At 72.1% G+C, this 18893-nt stretch carries 23 protein-coding genes and 3 tRNA genes; 10 read left to right on the forward strand and 16 right to left on the reverse strand.

Annotated features, from left to right (window positions below):
• Positions 1 to 112: 112 nt before the first annotated feature.
• Both FB454_RS11470 and FB454_RS11475 read right to left on the reverse strand, forming a co-directional pair.
• On the reverse strand, positions 113 to 328 hold the full coding sequence (locus FB454_RS11470) for a DUF3073 domain-containing protein (RefSeq protein ID WP_013283429.1): 216 nt from the start codon (positions 326 to 328) through the stop codon (positions 113 to 115).
• Between the two features lie 291 nt (positions 329 to 619).
• On the reverse strand, positions 620 to 1702 hold the full coding sequence (locus tag FB454_RS11475; protein WP_030273411.1) for a Glu/Leu/Phe/Val family dehydrogenase: 1083 nt from the start codon (positions 1700 to 1702) through the stop codon (positions 620 to 622).
• Between the two features lie 175 nt (positions 1703 to 1877).
• On the opposite strand from FB454_RS11475, the gene FB454_RS11480 reads away from it, so the two are divergent.
• A complete protein-coding gene (locus tag FB454_RS11480; protein WP_013283431.1) occupies positions 1878 to 2717 on the forward strand; it encodes a DUF8083 family protein in 840 nt (279 codons plus the stop codon).
• Positions 2718 to 2973: 256 nt separating this feature from the next.
• Entirely contained in the window at positions 2974 to 3183 is a 210-nt protein-coding gene (locus FB454_RS11485; RefSeq protein ID WP_007073996.1) for a BldC family transcriptional regulator, read from the forward strand.
• Positions 3184 to 3254: 71 nt separating this feature from the next.
• Here the strand turns inward: FB454_RS11485 and FB454_RS11490 are convergent, their stop codons facing one another.
• Positions 3255 to 3647 (reverse strand): PPOX class F420-dependent oxidoreductase, encoded by a 393-nt coding sequence (locus tag FB454_RS11490; protein ID WP_013283432.1) that lies wholly within the window; start codon positions 3645 to 3647, stop codon positions 3255 to 3257.
• A 55-nt stretch (positions 3648 to 3702) separates the two neighbouring features.
• Between FB454_RS11490 and FB454_RS11495 the strand changes: the two genes are divergently transcribed.
• Positions 3703 to 4482 (forward strand): class I SAM-dependent methyltransferase, encoded by a 780-nt coding sequence (locus tag FB454_RS11495; protein ID WP_013283433.1) that lies wholly within the window; start codon positions 3703 to 3705, stop codon positions 4480 to 4482.
• A gap of 53 nt (positions 4483 to 4535) precedes the next feature.
• Here FB454_RS11495 and FB454_RS11500 read toward each other — a convergent pair whose 3' ends face one another.
• Positions 4536 to 4823: a hypothetical protein gene (locus FB454_RS11500; RefSeq protein WP_013283434.1), complete on the reverse strand. Its 288-nt coding sequence runs from the start codon at positions 4821 to 4823 to the stop codon at positions 4536 to 4538.
• Positions 4824 to 4985: 162 nt separating this feature from the next.
• Between FB454_RS11500 and FB454_RS11505 the strand changes: the two genes are divergently transcribed.
• Together FB454_RS11505 and FB454_RS11510 are read left to right on the forward strand one after the other, a co-directional pair.
• Entirely contained in the window at positions 4986 to 5843 is an 858-nt protein-coding gene (locus tag FB454_RS11505) for a 3-hydroxyacyl-CoA dehydrogenase family protein (RefSeq protein ID WP_013283435.1), read from the forward strand.
• A 52-nt stretch (positions 5844 to 5895) separates the two neighbouring features.
• Complete coding sequence (locus FB454_RS11510; protein ID WP_013283436.1) at positions 5896 to 6639, forward strand: enoyl-CoA hydratase/isomerase family protein; 744 nt, start codon at positions 5896 to 5898, stop codon at positions 6637 to 6639.
• A gap of 63 nt (positions 6640 to 6702) precedes the next feature.
• On the opposite strand, the gene FB454_RS11515 is transcribed toward FB454_RS11510, so the two are convergent.
• Positions 6703 to 8040, reverse strand: a complete 1338-nt coding sequence (locus FB454_RS11515) for an ABC transporter substrate-binding protein (protein ID WP_013283437.1) — start codon at positions 8038 to 8040, stop codon at positions 6703 to 6705.
• 166 nt (positions 8041 to 8206) lie between these two features.
• On the opposite strand from FB454_RS11515, the gene FB454_RS11520 reads away from it, so the two are divergent.
• Positions 8207 to 8596 (forward strand): hypothetical protein, encoded by a 390-nt coding sequence (locus tag FB454_RS11520; protein ID WP_013283438.1) that lies wholly within the window; start codon positions 8207 to 8209, stop codon positions 8594 to 8596.
• 45 nt (positions 8597 to 8641) lie between these two features.
• A complete protein-coding gene (locus FB454_RS11525; protein WP_013283439.1) occupies positions 8642 to 9346 on the forward strand; it encodes a DUF2786 domain-containing protein in 705 nt (234 codons plus the stop codon).
• 25 nt (positions 9347 to 9371) lie between these two features.
• Here the strand turns inward: FB454_RS11525 and FB454_RS11530 are convergent, their stop codons facing one another.
• Positions 9372 to 9887: an SRPBCC family protein gene (locus FB454_RS11530; RefSeq protein WP_030273417.1), complete on the reverse strand. Its 516-nt coding sequence runs from the start codon at positions 9885 to 9887 to the stop codon at positions 9372 to 9374.
• Positions 9888 to 10145: 258 nt separating this feature from the next.
• Here FB454_RS11530 and FB454_RS11540 point away from each other — a divergent pair, with 258 nt between their 5' ends.
• Positions 10146 to 10904, forward strand: coding sequence for a hypothetical protein (locus tag FB454_RS11540; protein ID WP_145754994.1), 759 nt, complete (start codon positions 10146 to 10148; stop codon positions 10902 to 10904).
• A gap of 57 nt (positions 10905 to 10961) precedes the next feature.
• Here the strand turns inward: FB454_RS11540 and FB454_RS11545 are convergent, their stop codons facing one another.
• Both FB454_RS11545 and FB454_RS11550 read right to left on the reverse strand, forming a co-directional pair.
• Positions 10962 to 11342, reverse strand: a complete 381-nt coding sequence (locus FB454_RS11545) for a winged helix-turn-helix domain-containing protein (RefSeq protein ID WP_013283442.1) — start codon at positions 11340 to 11342, stop codon at positions 10962 to 10964.
• Positions 11339 to 12091 (reverse strand): hypothetical protein, encoded by a 753-nt coding sequence (locus tag FB454_RS11550; protein ID WP_091330451.1) that lies wholly within the window; start codon positions 12089 to 12091, stop codon positions 11339 to 11341. Before FB454_RS11550 ends, FB454_RS11545 begins: the two co-directional genes overlap by 4 nt.
• Before the next feature lie 180 nt (positions 12092 to 12271).
• On the opposite strand from FB454_RS11550, the gene FB454_RS11555 reads away from it, so the two are divergent.
• Entirely contained in the window at positions 12272 to 12709 is a 438-nt protein-coding gene (locus FB454_RS11555; protein ID WP_013283444.1) for an ArsI/CadI family heavy metal resistance metalloenzyme, read from the forward strand.
• Positions 12710 to 12772: 63 nt separating this feature from the next.
• Here the strand turns inward: FB454_RS11555 and FB454_RS11560 are convergent, their stop codons facing one another.
• On the reverse strand, positions 12773 to 13693 hold the full coding sequence (locus FB454_RS11560; protein WP_232236750.1) for a TolB family protein: 921 nt from the start codon (positions 13691 to 13693) through the stop codon (positions 12773 to 12775).
• 202 nt (positions 13694 to 13895) lie between these two features.
• On the opposite strand from FB454_RS11560, the gene FB454_RS11565 reads away from it, so the two are divergent.
• The gene (locus FB454_RS11565; RefSeq protein ID WP_013283446.1) at positions 13896 to 14423 is read left to right on the forward strand and encodes a hypothetical protein; all 528 of its coding nucleotides are present in this window, start codon (positions 13896 to 13898) and stop codon (positions 14421 to 14423) included.
• A 96-nt stretch (positions 14424 to 14519) separates the two neighbouring features.
• Here the strand turns inward: FB454_RS11565 and FB454_RS11570 are convergent.
• The 7 genes from FB454_RS11570 to crtI all read right to left on the reverse strand — a co-directional run bounded on the left by FB454_RS11570 (position 14520) and on the right by crtI (position 18866).
• Positions 14520 to 14593, reverse strand: a tRNA-Phe gene (locus FB454_RS11570).
• Positions 14594 to 14669: 76 nt separating this feature from the next.
• Positions 14670 to 14743, reverse strand: a tRNA-Asp gene (locus FB454_RS11575).
• A gap of 33 nt (positions 14744 to 14776) precedes the next feature.
• Positions 14777 to 14849: transfer RNA gene (locus FB454_RS11580), tRNA-Glu, on the reverse strand.
• 143 nt (positions 14850 to 14992) lie between these two features.
• Complete coding sequence (locus tag FB454_RS11585) at positions 14993 to 15781, reverse strand: polysaccharide deacetylase family protein (protein ID WP_030273420.1); 789 nt, start codon at positions 15779 to 15781, stop codon at positions 14993 to 14995.
• 76 nt (positions 15782 to 15857) lie between these two features.
• A complete protein-coding gene (locus tag FB454_RS11590) occupies positions 15858 to 16805 on the reverse strand; it encodes a MerR family transcriptional regulator (protein ID WP_013283448.1) in 948 nt (315 codons plus the stop codon).
• Positions 16795 to 17388 carry an isopentenyl-diphosphate Delta-isomerase gene (idi, locus tag FB454_RS11595; protein WP_013283449.1) on the reverse strand — a complete coding sequence of 198 codons (594 nt, stop codon included), beginning with the start codon at positions 17386 to 17388 and terminating at the stop codon, positions 16795 to 16797. The genes FB454_RS11590 and idi overlap by 11 nt, the downstream gene beginning before the upstream one ends.
• On the reverse strand, positions 17385 to 18866 hold the full coding sequence (gene crtI / locus FB454_RS11600) for a phytoene desaturase family protein (RefSeq protein WP_186461583.1): 1482 nt from the start codon (positions 18864 to 18866) through the stop codon (positions 17385 to 17387). Before crtI ends, idi begins: the two co-directional genes overlap by 4 nt.
• Between the last annotated feature and the right edge of the window lie 27 nt (positions 18867 to 18893).

An 18893-nucleotide genomic window follows, 5' to 3' on the forward strand; every position in this document is an offset into this window, starting at 1 on the left:
GAGCGGGCGCCCCGGAGCGCCGGCAGGTCCCTGATCGTCGGTCGTACGCCGGCTCAGCAGAGCACATGCGTGAGCACGCGGGGGTTACCGCGTGCTCAGATGTGACCGGAGGTCAGCGGGTCGGACGAGCCCAGGTGTCCGGGTCGTCGTCCGCGTGGTCCTCGTCATCGTCGTCGACATACTCTTTGTAGTCGTCGTCGAAGTTGTGCTCAGACTTTCCACTACCCGCCAGTTCGCGCTGCAAGGCGGTTAGGTCGGTGTTCGGGGAGTGGTACTTCAACTCCCGGGCCACCTTCGTCTGCTTGGCCTTAGCACGGCCGCGCCCCATGGCTCGACCCCCTCGCACAGAATGCGGGGCAGCCCGAAGGCGGGCCCCGATGACGTCAGGCATCTCTCGTGGCTCTTACGGTACATGGGGATGCCATCGTTCGGCACCTCGGGTCACCGTCGACCGGACCTGCGCGTCGCAGTGGTCCAGCCGTCACAAAGTGTACCGGGTAAGGGGTAAGCCCCGGGGCTGGCCGTGACACCGGACATACCGGTACTAACGAGCCCGAGAATCAGCTTAACGCGCACCGCCTCCGGGGGTGGAGCGCCGCCCCGCCCCCGGAGGTGAGCTTCACCGCAGATGGATCGTGCGCAGCCGGCCGACCTCGGCCATCCGCCGCTCGGCGAGCCGGTCCGCGGCGACCGCCGGCGGCACGCCCTCGTCGTCGGCGAGCTGGAGGATCTGCCGGGTGGTGTCGAAGATCCGGGTCGCGCGCAGCTTGGCCCGGTCGAAGTTGAAGCCCTCGATCTCGTCGGCCACCTGGATCACGCCACCGGCGTTCACCACGTAGTCCGGCGCGTAGAGGATGCCCCGGTCCGCGAGCACCTTCTCGATGCCCGGGTGGGCGAGCTGGTTGTTCGCCGCCCCGGTGACCACCTTCGCCCGCAGCACCGGCACGGTGTCGTCGTTCAGCGCGCCGCCGAGCGCGCACGGGGCGTACACGTCGATGTCGGAGGTGACCAGCGCCTCGGTGTCGTCGACCAGGGTGACCTGCGGGTGGGTGGTGCGCGCCCACTCCAGGGCGCGCGGGCTGACGTCGGTCGCCACGACCTCGGCGCCGTCGTCGAGCAGGTGGGCGGTCAGGTACTTGCCGACCTTGCCCAGCCCGGCCACGCCGACCCGGCGGCCGGCCAGCGTCGGGCTGCCCCAGACGTGCTCGGCGGCGGCCCGCATGCCCTGGAACACGCCCCAGGCGGTGAGGATCGAGGAGTCGCCCGCGCCGCCGTGCTCCACGCTGCGGCCGGTCACGTAGCGGGTCTCCCGGGCGATCACGTCCATGTCCGCCACGTAGGTGCCCACGTCGCAGGCGGTGTAGTAGCGGCCGTTCAGCGCCTCGACGAAGCGGCCGTACGCGCGCAGCAGCGCCTCGCTCTTGATCTGCTCGGGGTCACCCCAGATGACCGCCTTGCCGCCACCGAGGTCGAGGTTCGCCAGGGCGTTCTTGTAGGCCATGCCGCGGGAGAGGTCGAGCACGTCGGCGAGGGCCTCGGCCTCGCTGGCGTACGGGTAGAACCGGGTGCCGCCGAGCGCGGGGCCCAGCGCGGTCGAGTAGATCCCGATGATCGCCTTCAGGCCGGACTGCTTGTCCTGGCAGAACACGACCTGCTCATGCCCCGTGGAGACGGGGTCGTCGGTACTGGCGAATACGCCCATGGCTGACTCCTGTGTCGGTGTGCGCCCTTGTGGGGCGCGGAACCCGGGTGGCACGCCGGCGGGATGCTGCCGGTGTCGTTGAGCCTAATATCGGCCCGAACCGTACTGTCGCGCATGTCACGCCACGGGCCCGAGGGCGGCGACGGGCGGTCCCGTCTCGTGGGAGGATCGCGCCGTGCCGTCGCTCTTCGCTTCATACCTGCGCGTGTACGAGCCGCTGACCGCCTTCGACCGGGACCGGCAGTCGTACTGGCGCCGGTACGTCAGCGAGGGCCGCGCGATCGCCCCGCTGGAGGGACCGGTACGGCAGCGGACGGCGGTGATCGAGGCGCTCGGCGCCGGCTGGACCCGGCTGCCCGACCTGCCCGACGAGGCGTACGTCCTGGAGTCCGACGACGCGCTGCTGGTCTGCCCCTGGAACCTGCGTATCCGGGTCGCCGAGGCGGCGCTGAGCGCCCGCGACGGCGTGCCCTCGGTGCTGGCCGACGCGTTCGTGCCGCCCGTGCTCGCCGGGCAGGCCAAGGCCGTGGTGGAGGACTGGCGCAGCGGCGCCCGGGTGCTGGAGCACGGGGTGCCCCGGGTGCACGAGCAGATCGCCACCTGGGGCGTGCCCCTGCGCTGGTTCGTGCTGTTCGAGGCCGGCGAGCGGCACCTGGTCACCGAGCCGGAGCGGCGGGCGCTGCGCTACCGCACCGAGATCTCCAAGGCGCGCCGCCGGGCGTCCCGGGCGCTGTCGGTGCTGCGCAAGTCGATCGGCGAGGCGCCCATCACCGAGGCGGTCGAGGAGGCGGCCCGGTGGCTGGAGGAGTTCCACCCGCGCTCGGTGGTCGAGCTGGACTACGGCGGCCTGGTGCAACTGCTGCCGGACGAGACGCTCGAAGCCGACGACTCGACCGAGCTGGTGGCCACCGGACTGTCCGGACTGGGTCGGGGCGAGGCCGAGGAGGCGTCCGCCGCGTACGACAAGCTGGTCGCCCGCTGGCGCGCGGTGCAGCTGCTCGAACGGTGCAACTGACGCCCGGTTTGCCCTGCTAAGTGGCCTTGGACACGAGAGTGTCTCGTAGTTGATGCGTCACGAACCGTGATCATGAGTCCGAATAAGGTAGTTTCTGCGGCATAAAAGTCGTAAAAATCGGGCATGCTTCATCCGTCCGTCTAGGGACCTTCAGCCGTTCGGCCCATGTCGGACATCGGGGACTAGCCGGACCATGGGAGACGCGTCGGCCGGCGGGACCCCGGCCGATGTCTATACATGTGGAGGAGTGACCCCGATGGCATCGCGAACGCACGAACCTGAGCCGCTACTCACACCGGCCGAGGTGGCGTCGATGTTCCGTGTCGACCCGAAGACGGTGACCCGGTGGGCCAAGGCTGGCAAGCTCAGTGCCATCCGGACCCTGGGCGGCCATCGCCGCTACCGCGAGTCGGAGGTTCGGGCCCTGCTGCAGGGGCAGATCCCCCAGCAGCGCCAGGGAGACTGACGAACCGGCGTTCTCCGGCGTTCCGATCAAGGGCGGTGCCGTCGCGGCGCCGCCCTTGATCGTGTCCGGGCTCAGTCGCGCCCCGGGCCGTCCAGCACGATCCGCAGCCCCACAGTGCCGCGCTCACCCCGGCGCAGTCGGCTGCCCAACAGGCTCAGCCGTCCGATCAGCCGGTACTTCCGCTTGAGCAGCCCTCGGACCCGGTTCGTGCTCTCCGGGTCGGCGATCGTCGCGTGACCCGGCACCGCCTCGCCGTGCGGCCGGCCGCGCACGTCGCACGGGGCCACCGTCACCCGGCCGTCGCGCCGGATGCGCTTCACCTTGCCGGAGTCGGCCACCGTCCACACCGCCAGCCCGTCGCCGTCGCGTACCGCCCACACCGGAGTCGGCACCGCCCGGCCGTCCTTGCGGAACGTGGTGAGCAGGACGTACTTCTCCGCCGCCAGGCGGTCCAGGTCGGTCACGCCGCCAAGGATACGGCGGCGACGGCGCCGCCGACCCCCGGATAGCGTTGCGGGCATGACCGGGGAACCCGAGATCGGCGACGTGTTCGGCGAGATGATCCGCGACGCGTACGCGGTCGCCACCGGGATCGGACCGCGCCCGATGGCCGGCGGTCGCCTACCCCGCCCGGTCATCGAGATCATCGAGCGCGACGACGGGCTGGTCAACGGCGCGCCCGCCGAGCACTACCTGGACCCGCCGCAGCGGTGGCAGCCGCACGACCACCGGGCCGTGGACCGGGTACGCGGACACGTGCTCGACGTCGGCGTCGGCGCCGGCCGGATCGCGCTGCACCTCCAGGACCGGGGCGTACCGGTCACCGGACTGGACACCTCGCTCGGGGCGCTGCGGGTCAGCCGGCACCGGGGCGTACGCGACCTGGTGCACGGCACAGTCGACGAGCACGCCGCCGACGGCCGCCGGTACGACACGTTCCTGCTGCTCGGCAACAACCTGGGACTGTTCGAAGGGCGGGAACGCGCCCCGGCGATGCTCGCGGCGCTCGCCGCGCTGGCCCGTCCCGGCGCCCGGGTGATCGCCCACGGCACCGACCCGTACGGGACCACCGACCCGGTGCACACCGCCTACCACGAGCGCAACCGCCGGCGGGGCCGGATCGGCGGGCAACTACGGCTGCGGCTGCGCTACCGGCTGCTCGGCACCGACTGGTTCGACTACCTGGTCTGCTCGCCCGAGGAGTTCGCCGAGCTGGTCCACGGCTCACAGTGGCGACTGACCGACGTGGACGACACCGACCACCCCTACTACCTCGCCACCTTGGAGCTGCGGCGTTAGGAAGGGCCCCTTTCAAGCGCCTAGGCGTTAAGAAGGGGCCCTTCCTTACGTGCTCAGACCTGGACGGTGGGGGTGGTCTGCTCCGGGGGCAGCCCGCCGTCGCCGTCGACCACCTCGTCCGGCGTGCCGTCCTCGTCGATGTCCACCATGGTGATGTCCACCTTGCCGTCACCGTCGGTGTCGAACTGGAACAGGTCGGCCTTGCCGTCGCCGTCGGTGTCCACCACCCACACGTCGGTCTTGCCGTCGTTGTTGGTGTCCGCACGGAGCAGGTCCACCCGCTCGTCGCCGCGGGTCTCGACCGTCTCGGTGCTCTCCGCGCTCTCCGGTGCCTGGCTCATCTCGTTCCTTCCTTCGGCGTTGAGGGCCGTCCTTACCCCGTCCGCTCCGCCCCCACGCATCCCGGCGGCCCGGCCATGCATAGGGTCGCATGCAGGAACGAGCGAGCGGACGGGCCCGGCGGCGGAGACCCCGCGCGCCCCCGCCGCGGCGAGGGGACGTCGATGAGTGGTCGTTTTGTGGTCGTCGGGGCCGGCACCATGGGCCTCGGCATCGCGTACGTGGCGGCCGGCGCCGGGTACGCGGTCGAACTGGTCGAGGTCGACCCCGCCCGGGGCGCCGAGGCCCTGCGCCGGCTCGGCGAGCTGTGGGACCGGGGCGTGCAGCGCGGCAAGCTGACCGAGGAGGCCGCCACCGCCAACCGTGAGCGCGTCACGCTCCGGGCCGGGCTCGCCGAGGTGGCCGAGGGCGCCGACGTGATCGTGGAGGCGGTGCCCGAGCGGCTCGACCTCAAGCGTGCCGTCCTGCGCGAGGCGGAGAGCCGCCGGCCGGCGCTGCTGGGCAGCAACACCTCCAGCATCCCGATCGCCGAACTGGCCGCCGGGCTGGACCGCCCCGCCGACTTCGTCGGGTTGCACTTCTTCAATCCGGTGTGGGCGATGGCGCTGCTCGAGGTCGTGGTCGGCCCGGCCACCGCGCCGGAGACGACCGAGGCGGCCGTCGCGCTCGCCGCCCGGCTCGGCAAGGACCCCGTCGTCGTACGCGACATGCCCGGCTTCGCCACCTCCCGGCTGGGCGTCACGCTCGGCCTGGAGGCGATCCGGATGGTGGCCGACGGGGTGGCGAGCCCGGCCGACATCGACAAGGCGATGGTGCTCGGCTACCGGCACCCGATCGGCCCGCTGGAGCTGACCGACCTGGTCGGCCTGGACGTGCGGCTCGACATCGCGCGCACGCTCCAGGCCGCGTACGGGGACCGCTTCGCGCCGCCGCCGCTGCTCGTCGAGATGGTGGCCGCCGGGAAGCTGGGCAAGAAGTCGGGGCGGGGCTTCTACACGTGGAAGGACGGCGTGAAGCAGTGAGCGCGAGGAGTGAGCTTGCGAGCCCCGCAGTCGCGAACGACAGGCCGGCACAGTGAGCGGGCTGCGGATCGAGGAGCTGCCGGACCGGCTCGTGGTCACGCTGGACCGGCCGGAGAAGCGCAACGCCATCGACGCCGACCTGGTGGGTGAGCTGCATGCGGTCTGCGCCGACCTGGAGGCGCGTCCCCGGCTGCTGCTGCTCACCGGCGGGACGGCGGGCATCTTCGCCGGGGGCGCCGACATCGCCCAGCTCCGGGAGCGTGGCCGGCTGGACGCGCTGGCCGCCATCAACCAGGGCGTCTTCGCCCGCATCCGGGCGCTGCCGATGCCCACCGTGGCCGCAGTCGACGGGCCGGCGCTGGGCGGCGGCGCCGAGCTGGCGTACGCCTGCGATCTCCGGGTGTGCACGGACCGAGCGGTGTTCGGCCAGCCCGAGGTGCGGCTGGGCATCCTGGCCGGCGCGGGCGCGACCTACCGGCTGCCGGCGCTGATCGGTGAGGCCCGGGCCAAGGAGCTGCTGTTCACCGGCCGGCGGGTGGACGCCGAGGAGGCGCTGCGGATCGGGCTGGTGAACCGGGTGGTGGCCGACCCGGCGGAGCTGCTGCCCACCGCGCACGGCCTGCTCGACGAGATGGCGAAGGGCTCCGCGCTGGCGCTGCGGCTGACCAAGATGGCGGTGGACGCCCCGGCGGCCGCGCACCCGCAGCTGGACCTGCTGAGCCAGGCGGTGCTCTTCGAGGACGAGGAGAAACACCGGCGGATGACCGAGTTCCTGGACCGGCGCCGGGCCCGCTGAGCCCGGGAGAGACGACGAGGGCCGCACCGGTCTCCCCGGTGCGGCCCTTCGCGTCGGTACGCGTCAGTGCTTGATGTCGACTCCCGCGTCGTCCAGCGCGGTGATCGCCGGCGCGGACTCGGCGAAGCCGATGAGCAGCAGCGCCTCCGGGCCGAACGCCTTGATCTCCTTGGCGGTGCCGCTGAAGTCGACAGGCGTCTTCGGGTCGGCCGGCGGCTCGTAGGTCAGCAGCTTGATCCGGTCCGCGCCGATCCCGGCCTTCTCCAGCTCCGAGCGGACGTTCTCCTGGAGGCCCTCGCCGTACGAGTCCTTACGGGCCAGGATTGCGATCTTGCGCGGCCCGTCCCGGAGCATCACGTCGGCCAGCGCGCGGCCCTGGAGGCTGTCCGGCGGCGCGGTACGGAAGTAGAGGCCCTTGTCGTCCACAGCGCTCAGCCCCGCGTCGGTGTTCGACGGGGAGAACAGGATCCGGCCGGCGGCCACCACGTCCGGCAGTACGGCCCGGGAGATGCCGGAGCCGCCCGCGCCGATGATGACCTGGACGCCCTTGCTGACGTGCGAGGCGACGGTGGCCTTGGCGACCTCCGGGTTGGTGCCGTCGTCGCCCTCGATCCACTTCACCGGCTCGCCGAGCACACCACCTGCGGCGTTGACCTCACGGATCGCGAGCGCCGCGCCGGCCGCCAGCGGCGGGTTCGCCAGCGCCAGGTCACCGGTCTTCGGCAGCAGCCCGCCGAGGACCAGCGGGGCGTCCTTCGCCTTGCCGTCGCGCGGCTTGCGCCCACGCGGCGGGGCCTTCGTGCTCGCCCCCGACTCCTCACCGGCGCCGACGAACTCGGTCTTGCTGTCGTCGATCTTCTGGTTGTCGAAGTGCATGGTGCCGTAGCTCGCGGTGGCCGGCTCGCCGGTGTCGGTGAACCCGGCGCGGGTCAGCGACACGCCCCGGTACTCGATGTCCCGGCCCGCGCGGGCGAGCTGGAGGCAGGCCGTCACGTCGTCGCAGCGTTCACCGCCGGTGGTCACCCCGACGATCTGCTTGGCGATCTCGGCCGGAGCGGTGGTGCCGGCGAGCTGGGCGGCCAGCGCGCTGATCACCACCGCGTCGTACGACTCGGCGGAGTAGAGGAAGTCACCCAGCTTCGGGTCTACGGCGAGTAGTCGCTCCTTGAAGCTCTCGGCAAGCGGAGTGAGGGGCGTGGTGCCCTTCATCCCGTTCACCAGGTCCGCGCGGTCCTTGAGTTCCGCGGCGTACGAATTGAGCATGTTGCCGTCGGTGCCGTAGAGGCGTACCTGGGTGGCAGGCGTTTCCTCCGGCTCGTCGCTCCCGCAGGCGCTCGTGGCGAGCAGAAGCGCCGCGCAGGCCATGGACAGGGCCGCGCGCGACGTGCGTGTTCTCAGCATGGTCGTCCTTCCTCCGGCGAAGGTCCGCTGCGCACCTTAGCGTGCTCGCGCGGCATGCGGGACTGTGGAGTCGGCTCCGTCGGCACCCCGACTGCGGGTATCACTCTGCGTGGTCGACGAGCCGTTTCCGGGTCACGGCTTGACCCCCGGCGATACTGTTCCGCGGGTGAACGACGAAGCACAGCAGACGCTCGACGACGCGACCGCCGTGCTCCGTTCCGCCCTCGCCGGTGACGGCGCCGGCGTGGTGGGCACGTTCGACGCGGTGGTGGACCGCTCCGGCCTCGCCGGGGCGTACGGAGTGGCGTGGTGCCTCGCCGCCACCATGCTCGGCGACGACACCCCGGGCGGCGGCGCCGCCCTCGACTTCCCCGGCATCGACCAGGCCGACTACGACACCCGCTGGGTGGCCCGTTTCGTCAGCGCGTGCGCCAACGACGACGCGGACACCGGCGAGGCGCTGTTCGGGGCGGCGGCCGCCGACGGGCTGCTGCCCGACTGCCTGCTCACGCTCGCCGGGTCGACCATCGCCACGCTGCGCAGCCGGTCGGACTGAGCCCGGCGCGCGGCCCGGCCCCTCGGCTGTGGTAGCTCTGGGTGCATGTCCGAGGCGATGCTCAGCAAGGTGCGCAAGCTGCTCGCCCAGGCCGAGGACCCGGCCTGCACGCCCGCCGAGTCGGCCGCCTTCATGGCCAAGGCCACCGAGCTGATCGCCCGCTACGGCGTCGACCGGGCGCTGCTCGCCGCCCGCGACCCGGCCGCCGACCCGGTCGGTGACCGGACCGTCGACGTGGTCGCGCCGTACGCCCGGGACAAGGCCGGCCTGCTCGCGGCGGTCGCCGAACCGCTGCGGTGCCGATGCGTACGCCGCCGGCAGGGCAACGGCTTCGTCATGCACCTGTTCGGCTTCGCCAGCGACCTGGAACGGGTCGAGCTGCTGTTCACCTCGCTGCTGGTGCAGGCCGCGCACGGGCTCGCCGGTGCTGTCGTACCGGCCGGGGAGCACCCGGCGGCGTTCCGGCGTACCTGGCTGGCCGGGTTCGCGTACGTCGTCGCGGAACGACTGCGCGCGGCCGAGAGCAAGGCGGTGGCGGAGTCGGGTGGAACCTCCACGGCTCTGGTGCTCGCCGACCGCTCCGATCGGGTCCAGCGCCGGGTCGCCGAGGCGTACCCCCGGTTGCGCACCGCCCCGCGACGGCGGCTGGCGGGCGGTGGCTTCGGTTCCGGCGCGGACGCCGGCCGCCGGGCCGACCTCGGTGGCACCGGCGTGGCCGGGACCGGCGCGGCGCCCGGTATCGCCGGCTGACGGGCTGCTGTCCGGTCGGTGCGGGTCAGGCGCTGGTGCGGGCGACGGTCGCCAGGTAGCGGCAGAGCAGTTCGTGCCAGCCCGCGGTGAGCGCCTCGCGGTAGCCCTCGGCCGCCGTGCCGTGCCGGTCGAAGTAGCGGTGCTCGACGTCCACCCGGGTCCGCTCCGGACCGTCGGCGTGGAACAGGACCTCCACCTCGCTGGCCCGCGCCGGATCCGGCACCGGCACCCGGTCCGGGCCGATCTGCCAGGTGAACACCAGGCGCCGGGGCGGATCCCAGGTCAGCACGCGGCCCCAGTCGTTGCGGAAGCCGTACGGGCCGATCTCGTAGAGCATGCCGCCGGCCCGCGGCTCGATGCCGATCGCGGCGAGCGCCTCCGGGCCGGACCAGGTGTATTCGCGCACCCACCAGTCGGCGAGCGCGCCGGTGAAGACGGCGTACGCCCGCTCGGCGGATGCCGGGACGAGCAGGCTGCTGCGGAGGGAGAAGCGGTCGGATTCCTGCCGGACCTCATCCGGATCGGCCATCTCCTGTCCCATAGGTCCGGACCATACCGGCTCATGTCTCGGTGTGCAGCTTCCGTTCCGCCCGCTTCCGGACACCGGGAACACCGGTTCCCGACAGCGCTGAGTGGTGGGACAGGCGCTCTGCGCAAGGCGCGACGGCGCTTCCGGGAGGTGCCCCGGCGGGGCTTCCGGGAGGTCAGGGCGGGCATCCGCGAGGTGGGGGTGGGCGACGGATGCCGTACCGGAAAGCGGGTAACCGCGGCCGATCGGACCGATGGGAGAGCGGGGAGCATGACCGACAGCCGAGCCACCGAACCAGTGCCGGACCCCGGTGACGAACTGACCGGCTCGCCGGCCGGTCCCGAGTCGGAGCCGGACGTCCTGCTCGACGTGCCTGAGCTGACAGTCGACGAGATCCGGCTCGCGGTGGACGGGCTCGACGCCGACCTGTCGCTGCGCGCCCGGCTGGCCAACCTGCTCCAGCTCGACGCCGGAGTCCGGGTGCACCTGGAGGGCGTCGAGCTGGACATCACCGGGGTGAGCGCCGAGGCGCTGCTCAAGGTACGGCTGGAGAAGCTGGTGCAGATCCTGGACCGGGCGCTGACCACGATCGACCGGAACCCGCAGCTGATCGACGCGCTGGCCCGCTCGGCCGGTGTCACCCTGGACGACGTGCACCGGCTCGCCGCGCCGGTGGTGGACCAGACCGGTCGTACGGTGGCCGCAGCCGGCGAGGTGGTCGAGCGCACCGCTCCGGCGGTGTCCGGCCCGATCGAGGCACCCGAGCCGCCCGGGCGCCCGGCGCGGACGGAGTCCGAGCGTGCCGCCGGATCGGGGCAGGGCGCCGGTGCGGGCCCGTCGGCGGAACGTCCCACCGAGAAGAAGCGCGGTTCGGAGCGCCCGGGCGGGACCGGCCAGCCGGCGAGCGCCGCCGCCGAGGCGGCACAGTTGGCGGGACAGGCCGGACAGGCACTCCGGCAGGCCGGCCGGAGCGTCTGGGAGGCGATCCAGGGCAGCCCCACCCAGAACCGCCGCCCCCCAAAGACCTGACCGCCCGCCGCCGGTCCCGCCGCCCGCCTGTCCGGGATCGGGTGACCGGGGAGGGCATCACGCGGGTGGGAAGTCGTCCGGACCGGCCGAGGTGGAGGGCTGTGCGGCCTGCTGGTGGCGGCGGAGGAGTTCCTGGAGGGCGGCGATCTCAGACTGCAGGGCCTGACGTCCCTCCCTGGTGATCCGGATCCACGTCCGCGGACGACGGCCGTGGTAACCCTTCTCCACCTGGATCAGGCGTGCCTCCTCCAGCACGGTGAGGTGCCGGGACAGGTTGCCCGCGGTGAGTTCGAGGGCCTCCCGGAGATAGGCCACCTCCACCCGCTCGCCTTCGGCGGCGATGGTCAGGATGCCGAGCCGGTGCCGCTGGTGGACCGTGTCGTCGAGACCGTTCGTCGGGAACGGCCCGCCCGCGCGAGGGTCGTCCACGGTGCTCACGCGTACCCATTGTGCTGCTTCTTCGCGGCGGCGAGCGTCAGACCCCCGCCGATCAGCAGGACCGGTGCCGGGAGCATTGCCGCAAGCATGAAGCTGAACCGGGTCAGATCACCCGGTTGCAGGTCGGAGACCTGGAACCAGGCGTTCACGGCGACGAGCACGACGGTGTAGAGCCCGACCACGACCCACAGGCTACGGCTGCGTTCGAGGTGGGCGAGGACCGCCAGGCCCACGGCGATCACGAGGTGCGGCAGCATGCCCCGGTTGGCGAGGCCGAGCAGCGGACCGGTCAGCCAACTGGTGCCGCCCGACACGGGTGCGCTGGTGTTGAACAGCAGGAACTCCAGGACGACCGGAAGGGCGAGGCCGACGAGTGTGCCCGCGATGCCGGCGATGACGTACGCACGGGTCGGGGTCTGAACGCCCGCTCGCCGGCCGTGCCAGCGGTACCAGGCCAGGCCGGCCAGGTAGCCGCCGACGAGCGCGGCCAGCCAGTACCAGCCCAGAGCGGTCGACTTCTCCAGGAAGCCGCCGCCGAGACCGGTCAGGACAGGACCGTCGGACCCGGCGCGCAGCGCGGGTGGCTCCGCCGACTCCACGTACAGCGGCGCGGCCGCCGCGATGAGCACCCCGAAGAGCAGGAGCGGAAGCCAGTACGCCTGACGGGCCGCCCGCGCCTGCCGGCGGAGGGTGGTCATCGAGGCGAGCAGTTCCTGGGCATCGTCCTCGCGGGGTGACTCGGACGGCATGGTTCCTCCCGGCAGCCGTAGCGCTGTGACCCAAATAGGTTTGCAGCGCAAACCTATTCGCGCAAGAGGTCGAGGGTCTCGAACATCCGCGCCTGTTTCGACATTTCTCTAGGTTGACAGACTTCGAATCAAGAGGCAGGGTGGAGACTGCTTCGATAAACATCTAGACAGGGGGTTCCCATGTCCCGCGTCCAGCTCGCCCTGCGCGTGTCCGACCTCGAAGGCTCCGTGGCCTTCTACAGCAAGCTGTTCGGCGTCGAGCCGGCCAAGCGCCGCCCCGGCTACGCCAACTTCGCGGTGGAGAACCCGCCGCTGAAGCTCGTACTCCTCGAAGGTGAGCCCGGCCTGCCGACGGTGATGGACCACCTCGGGGTCGAGGTGTCCACCACCGAGGAGGTCAACGCCGCGACCAACCGCCTCACCGAGTCCGGCCTGATCACGCTGGAGGAGAACGACACCGAGTGCTGCTACGCGCTCCAGGACAAGGTCTGGGTACGCGGCCCCGGCGACGAGCCGTGGGAGGTCTACACGGTCAAGGCCGACTCGCCGCAGCTGGCGAAGGCGACCGAGAGCGCCTGTTGCGCCTCGGACGCGGCGGAGCAGCCCGCCGCTGTCTGAGCGGATGCCACGAGGTCCCCACCGGCCTGCACGCCGGTGGGGACCTCTTTCGTGCGCCGGCGGCTACCGTGCCTCGGCGAATTTCAGCCGTTCGAGCTTTTCGACGTAGACGAACCGCTTCCCGTCCGGCGAGAAGCTCGGGTGGTAGGCGCGGGCGCCGCCGGCGATCCTCGTCTTCTTCCCGGTGCGGACGTCGACCGACCAGACCCCGCCCACGTGGTCCGACGCGACGGCGGCGATCACCGACCGGCCGTCCGGCGACACCGCCAGGTCGGCGAGGCCGGGAAGCTCCGTGATGAACCTGGCTGTGGCCGATCCGACGGCCCACTCCGTCAGGTGCCAGGTGAGATCGTCCGGACTCACCTCGGGCGGCAGCGGCAACCTGCCGAGGGAGTCGGGTGCGGTGATGAAGAACAGCCGTTCACCCAGCGCCGCAGGCGACCGCGCCAGCACCGTCGACTCGCAATCCGTGTCACCGCCGCTCAGGTTGAAGGTCACTCCGCCCACCGTCACCGGAGAGCCGAACTCGTACGCCTTCCCGTCGGCGAGCAACTGGACTCCCCCCGGACCGCACTCCCGGGGCGCCTCCACATATCCCCCGCCGCCACGGTTCACGAGTGCGGCTTCGGCGAGGAAACGCGTCGACGCCAGAGGCTCGAACGTCCTGTCGGCGGGCGAGTAGCTGAGCAGCTCGGTTTCGTCCCAGCCGCATTCGAGGGCCACCCCGAGGTCGCCGCCGGGGCCGGCGAACAGGAAGCTGAACAAGCCCGCTTCGCAGGTGGATACCGCTGGCGCGCGCTTGAGAACGGGTTCCTCGGCGCTCCCATCGGGTCGCTGCCGCCACACCTCGGCTACTCCCGAGCCCGAGGTCGAGGTCACCTCCCGCAGGTAGTAGACCCAGCCGTCGGCGGCCCAGACCGGATGGAACAGGGAGACTCGGTCCAGGAGCCCCGAGACCCGGCCACACCCGCCGAGCAGGATCACGGCCAGTACGAGGACCGGCGTCAGAGCCGTACGCAGCGCACGCACACGTGGCCTTCCGGTGGCATCCTGTCCGCCACTCGGCGGGCCCGCTCACCGTAGACGCGGGACGCGTCGCGCGAGTGCCCGCTCCACGCCGCGGTGCCTCCGTCGCGATGCACCCGGCCGATGGAACCACAGGGGCCGTCCGAGCGTCGGTATCGGTGTGAAGCTGCGCGCCGCGATTCTGCTCGCCCTGACCGCCCTCAGCCTCGGCCTCGTCGTGGTCGCCTCACCGGCGGAGCCGGCCTGGGCGTGCAGTTGCGCGCGCACCGGCGCGGACGAGCGTGCCGACCTCATCGTCGTCGGCACGATCACCGAGGTGACGGACACCGGGGTCCAGCTCGCGGTGGAATCGGTCGAGAAGGGCAGCCTCCGGGCAGGGGCCACGCTCCGGCTGAGGGTGGGCCGCCAGGAGGAGAGCTGCGGCTACGACTTCCGCACCGGCACCCGGTACCGCGTGAACTCCCGCGACGGCGTCACCGGGCTGTGCGCGGGAATCACCGCCGCACCTGCGCAGGTGCAGACCACACCGTCCGCGCCCGCAGCCGCCCCGACGCTCGTCACGGCCTTACCGGCACCTGCACAGGTGCCGGGCCGTCTGTGGCTCGTGGGCGGTGCCGTGCTGACAGTTCTCGCCGCCGGACTGGTCGCTGTGTCCATGCGACGGCGCCGGATCGAAGCAAAAAGGTAACGGGCAGACCGGACAGGCAGGCTTCTAGCGCACAAAGCAGAACGCCGACCTGCGTTCCCGCTGGTCGGCGCTCCTGTAGCCCGGCGAAAGGCTATGTGGCCAGGGGCGGGGTCGAACCGCCGACCTTCCGATTTTCAGTCGGACGCTCGTACCAACTGAGCTACCTGGCCGTGGTGCTCGGCACATGCTACCGCACGGGCCGATACGCAGAACGCCGCGCATCGAGCTGCGCGGCGTCAGCGCTTGCGGTCCTGACGGGACTTGAACCCGCGACCTCCGCCTTGACAGGGCGGCGAGCACTCCAACTGCTCCACAGGACCTGGCTGGTGTTGCATCCGGCGCGAGCCGGACCGTGCCCCCAACGGGATTCGAACCCGTGCTACCGCCTTGAAAGGGCGGCGTCCTGGGCCGCTAGACGATGAGGGCGGCCCCGCCATCATTGCACACTCGCAACTTCAAGCGGACTTGCTCCCATCCGGCCCCGCCGGAGGCAGGAGAAGCATATGTCATGCCTGCGCGGACGACAAAACCGGTATGGGCACGGCCGTGGAGCCGGGCAAAACCGCAGGTCAGCGCGGCAGGGCGATGCCGTACCGCCGCTTCAGGTCCGGGATTAGGTGCCGGCAGGCGGCCATCGTCTGGGCCCGGTCGCCCCCCGCGTCGTGCATCAGCACGACCGAGCCGTGCCGGGTGGCGCCCTTCACCCGCTTGATGATCGTCTTCGCCGGTGGGTGGTCCCAGTCCTGCGGATCCACGCTCCAGTGCAGCGGGCGCAGGCCCATCTGCTTGGCGATCGTGACCTCCTCGGCCGTCCAGCGGCCACCGGGCTGGCGGAACCAGGTGATCGGCGCCTTGGGCGCGGCGGCGTGGATGGCCTCGTTCGTCCGTTCCAGGTCGGATCGGATCTCGGCGGCGGAGCGCCGGCCCAGGTTCACGTCGTGGTGCCAGCTGTGATTGCAGAGCTGGTGCCCCTCCCGGACGATCCGGGCCACCAGTTCCGGGTAGCGCTTGGCCTGCTTGCCGACGACGCAGAAGGTGGCCTTCACGTGGGCCGCCCGGAGCTGGGCCAGGATCTGCGGGGTGTAGCGGGGATCCGGCCCGTCGTCGAAGGTGAGCGCCACCCCGTTGCTCCCGCTGGCCCGGTGCAGGCCCGCCGGCAGTTTCTTCGGCAGCGGGCGCAGCTTGGGCTTCGCGGGGGTGGTGTGGGTCGGTGAGGGCTTCGTCACCGGCGTCGGGGACGGCGACGCCGAGGCCGACGGCGGTGCGGCGGCCTTCTCGGGTGACTTGCCGGCTTCGCCGCAGCCGGTGACGAGAAGCACCAGGCCCAGGGCGAGCGCCGACAGGGCGCGTGGACGCATTCGTCGCTCCCGGAGGGGTCGGGGTCAGACGGACTTTCCGACCGTAGTGGACGCCGACCCGGAACGGGAGAGGGGCTCAGCTTGTCGTCGACTGGTCCAGCGAGTCCCGTACCGCCACGGCCAGCGACAACGCCTCGGCCAGGTCCACCGGCCGGACCACCCCGGCCGGCAGCGAGTCGGCCCGCCAGCCGGGCCCGGCGGCGAGCACCAGCAGCGGCCGGCGTGGCACCGCCAGCAGCGCGGTGAGCTGGCACGGGTCGGCTGTGGCGCGGATGTGCGACCAGAGCACCACGGCCGCCGGACCGGTCCGGTTGACGGCCTCGACCAGGGCCGGCACCGGTACGCGGGCACCGAGCATGCGGTAACTCACACCGACCTCGGCCAGCGCGGCGGCGAGTGCCTCCAGCGGCAGCGAATGCTGCTCCTCGTCGGCGCAGGAGAGCAGGATCCGGGGCGGACCGGTCATCGGGTACGTCCGCGCCACTGTGGCGAACGCCTCGGAGACGCACCGGGACATGAGGTGTTCCACCTCGATCAGCGCGGAGGTGGCGGCGTGCCGCTCCCCGATGCCGGCGAGCACCGGCCGCAGCAGCCCCTCCCAGGTCGCCACCACCCCGTCGGCGGCCAGTGCGTCGGCGATGGTCCGGCCGATGGTCACCGAGTCCAGTCGCATGGCGGCACGGGCCAGCCCGCGCGCCGCCGGCCCGGCCCGGCCAACCGGGATGGTGGTGCCGCCGCCGTCGCGTACCGTCGAGGCCCGTGCCTTGAGGCCGAGCCGCTCCGGAGGCAGCACGGCCGGCGCCTGCCGGGCCCAGCGGGCGGCCTCGGCGGGCGCGACCCCCTCGGTGGTCAGCCGGCGCATGATCTCCAGGCGGGCGAGGTCGGCCGGCGTGTACCGCCGGTGGTGGCCCGGTACGTGCTCGCTGGGGCCGAGACCGTAGCGCTGGTGCCAGGTACGCAGCGTGGTGACCGCCACGCCCAGTCGGCGTGCGACGGCCCCCGCGCTCAGCGCCTCATCGGCCACCCGACCGCTCCGGTGCCTCGGTGGCCGGTACGCCCGGCCGGGACGCGTCGGTGGGGTGCAGCAGCCGGTTGACCACGCCGCCGAGCCACGGCGCGTACTCGCGGGGGTGGGCGTCCAGGTCGGCCACCACCGCGCCGGGGTCGACCCAGCGCAGGTCGGCCACCTCGTCCGGGTCGGGCCGCGTGACCAGGTCGGCGGGTACGTCGGCGCGCAGCACGTGGTCGTACTCGAACTCGACCCGTCCGGTCGCCGGGTCCTCGGCGTAGTAGAGGTAGACGCCCACCTCGGTGAGGTCGACCGCGTCGACGCCGAGTTCCTCGGCGAGCCGCCGGTTGGCGGCCTCGGTCAGCGACTGACCGGGCAGCGGGTGTCCGCAGCAGGAGTTCGCCCAGCGCAGCGGGAACCGCGTCTTGACCGCGGCCCGCTGCTGCAACAGCACCCGCCCGTCGGGATCGACGAGGAGCACCGAGAAGGCGCGGTGCAGCCGCCCGGGTGGCTGGTGGGCGGTCGCCACCGTGGTCTCGCCGATCACCAGCCCGTCGTCGTCGACCAGCTCGACCAGGTGGGTCTCCCGCTCGCTCACGACATCGCCCCGGTGATCCGGGCCGCGGCGATCTTGCCGCTGATCAGCACCATCGGCACGCCGACACCGGGCTGCGTGCCGGAGCCGACGAACACCACGTTCTCCAGCGTCTGGTGCAGGTTGGAGGGGCGGAACGGGCCGGTCTGGAAGAGGCTGTGCGAGGCGGCGAACGGGGTGCCGGCGGCCATGCCCTGCGCCGCCCAGTCGGCCGGGGTGACGGCCCGCATCACCTCGATGCCGTCGCCGAAGCCGACGTAGCCGCGCTCCTCAAGAGTGGTGACGAGCTGGTCGGCGTACCGCTGCGTGAGGTCGCCCGTCCAGTCGAACGGCGCCCGTTCCAGGTTCGGCACCGGGGCCAGCACGTAGTAGGTGTGCCTGCCGGCCGGCGCCACCGACGGGTCGGTGCGGCTCGGGTTCGTCACCAGCAGCGACGGGTCGGTCATCAGCTCGCCTCGGCGGATCACCTCGTCGAACGTGCCCTTCCAGGACCGCCCGAAGTGGATGTTGTGGTGGGCGATCTTGCCATAGCCCTGCGTCGAACCGATGTGCAGCACCACGCAGGACGGCGAGTAGGTGAGCTTGCGCTGCCGGCTGGGCGGCAGCAGGTCCTGGTAGGCGACCGGCAGGTCCGGGTTGAGCACGACCGTGTCGGCGGGGATGAAGTCGCCGTCGGCGGTGACGACGCCGGTGGCGCGGCCGTTGGCGGTCTCCACCCGGGTCACCGTGGTGCCGTAGCGGATCTGCACGCCGTGCTTCTCGGCCGCGCCGGCCATCCCACGCGAGACCGCGTGGATGCCGCCGCGCGGGAAGCACACGCCGGCCACCGAGTCGAGGTACGCGATGACCGCGTAGATCGCCAGCGCGTCGTGCGGCGACAGGCCCGCGTACATGGCCTGGAAGGAGAAGATCCGCTGGGTACGCGGGTCGCGGAAGAACTGGTTGATCTTCGTCTGGAGCCGCCGGAAGGCGCCGCTGGCGAACAGCTTCAGCAGGTTGCCGGTGAGCAGGTCCGTCGGCGCGTCCAGGTTGCGCTCGATGAAGTCGGCCCGTTCCCACTGCCACAGGTTGCGGGCGTACTCGACGAAACGCAGGTAGCCGTCGGCCTCCCGGGGGCCGCAGACGCGGGCGATCTCGGCGGCCATCCGGGTGGTGTCGGTGATGACGTCGAGCGTCGACCCGTCCGGGTAGTAGGCGCGGTACGCCGGGTCGAGCGGGGTCAGGTCGAGCCAGTCGGTCAGCTCCTCGCCCACCGCGCCGAGCGCCTCGGCGATCAGGTCGGGCATGGTGAGGACTGTCGGGCCGGTGTCGAACTCGTACCCGTCGACGCTGAGCCGCCCGGCGCGCCCGCCCGGCACCGGCTCGCGTTCCAGCACTGTCACCTGCCGGCCGCTGCCGGCCAGGTGCAGCGCGCAGGCCAGCCCACCCAGCCCGGCGCCGACCACGACCACCCGGTCGGTCCGTCCCTTGACGGTACGCATTCCGGCCCCCTTGCTCACGAAGTTGCT

It is taken from the genome of Micromonospora sp. CNZ297 (assembly GCF_007827625.1).